The following is a 973-nucleotide window of genomic DNA, read 5'->3' as shown; positions in this document are numbered from 1 at the left end:
GACTCCCTGCTTGAGCAGTTGTCCAATTGCTCTTCGATGGAAGACGGTGAGATGATGGTAGCGTTTCATACGAGTGAGTAGTTATCAAACGCCCAGGGAGTGATGCACTTCGGCAGTTAATCCGCAGTCCTTCGGGTCCTTCACCAGCCCCGCGCGCACCGGATTCAGATCGATGTACGCCGCCATCGTGCGCAGCGGCTCGCCCTGGCCTTCCACCAGCACGCTCTTGAAGCGATCCATCCACAGCGTCCCCCGTCGGCCACGCCGCTTGTTGAACCAGCGGCTGAAGCGCTCCTTCACCTCCTTCACAAACAGCGACAGATCACAAAAACGCTTCTTCAGCGCCGTCAGCCTTTGCTCCGCCAGCACCGCCATGCCACGTGCGCGAAAGTCCGCCAGTTCATCACGCAGCAGTCCCAGATAGGCTTTGCTGTAGAGCGTGCTCAGATGCTCAAACAACCTCGCTTCGCCCTGTGGTCCCTCAAAGCGTTGCAACCACGTCTGCCGGTGCGGCACCTCCGCCAGCAGGTGGAAATGGTTCCCCATCACACAATAGGTCAGAACCTTGATGCCGGAGAACTCCGCCATGCGCCAGATCACCCGCCGCAGAGCTTCTTTCTCAACGTCATCAAAGAACACTTCACCACCAGTGGTGCGGGACATCACATGGTAGCAGTAGGACTCCAGCGGCCCCTTGCCAAGCACCCGCAGTCTGCCACCAGACCAGGAACGCGCGCCGGGATAGATCCCCGTTTTCGCATTCACACCGACAAGCTGCTCCTCAAGCGGGAGCGACTGGGGATCAGAGGTTTGGGCGAGCTTCATGGGGGCAAAGATGAGCAAGAAGCGTGCGGATTAACTGCCGAAGTGCATCACTCCCTGGGCGTTTGATAACTACTCACTCGTATGAAACGCTACCATCATCTCACCGTCTTCCATCGAAGAGCAATTGGACAACTGCTCAAGCAGGGAG

The 973-nt window shown here is 58.0% G+C and carries 1 protein-coding gene; it reads right to left on the bottom strand.

Annotated features, from left to right (window positions below):
* Positions 1-84: 84 nt before the first annotated feature.
* Positions 85-825, bottom strand: a complete 741-nt coding sequence (locus tag ACFQDI_RS25175; RefSeq protein ID WP_377172275.1) for a transposase — start codon at positions 823-825, stop codon at positions 85-87.
* Positions 826-973: the final 148 nt, after the last annotated feature.

Origin of the sequence: Prosthecobacter fluviatilis (genome assembly GCF_042655725.1) — a bacterium.
In the GTDB taxonomy this organism is placed as follows: domain Bacteria; phylum Verrucomicrobiota; class Verrucomicrobiia; order Verrucomicrobiales; family Verrucomicrobiaceae; genus Prosthecobacter; species Prosthecobacter fluviatilis.
Note: the sequence above shows the minus strand (reverse complement) of the source record. Positions and strands in the feature narration are given on the sequence as shown.

Coding starts and splice junctions, on each gene's coding strand:
- ACFQDI_RS25175 (WP_377172275.1), bottom strand. CDS start 825: ATGAAGCTCGCCCAAACCTCTGATCCCCAGTCGCTCCCGCTTGAGGAG.